The sequence below is a fragment of the Robbsia andropogonis genome, assembly GCF_000970345.1.
GTDB classification, from domain to species: domain Bacteria; phylum Pseudomonadota; class Gammaproteobacteria; order Burkholderiales; family Burkholderiaceae; genus Robbsia; species Robbsia andropogonis.
Genome location: NZ_LAQU01000261.1, coordinates 1 through 400, shown reverse-complemented (window position 1 = coordinate 400; position 400 = coordinate 1). Strand labels below are relative to the sequence as shown.

Sequence of the window (400 nt, the reverse complement as noted above, 5' to 3'; positions counted from 1 at the left end):
AAGCGATAGCCCAATTGGGCATTGGGACCAGCACGTCCGCCGGTATCGAGCTTTTCAGCGAATACGCCGTCGCTCTCGTATCCTGCAGTGAGCGTTGTGAAGCGCTTTTCCGTAGGGCGTTTCAAGACATAGTTGACAATGCCTCCGGGAGATCCGAACCCATACATGAAGCCGCTTAGGCCTTTGAGCAATTCGACACGCTCGAAAGCCTCCATTGGCAAATCTGAGGCCCATCCAGGGGAAAACTGCCCATCGATTTTGTCCCATTTTCAGGATCGATGGCTAAGCCTCTAACCGACATCTCGCCGCTCTCGAATGTGCGACTATCCGCAACGGTTGTGACTGCCGGATCGTATTTGAACGCCTCCTTTGCGGTCGGCGCTTGAAGGTCAGCGATTTG

General features: G+C 54.2%; 1 pseudogene. It reads right to left on the bottom strand.

Annotation, left to right across the window (positions count from 1 at the left end):
* Positions 1 to 215: pseudogene (locus tag WM40_RS32010) on the bottom strand (TonB-dependent siderophore receptor); the annotation flags it as partial.
* Between the last annotated feature and the right edge of the window lie 185 nt (positions 216 to 400).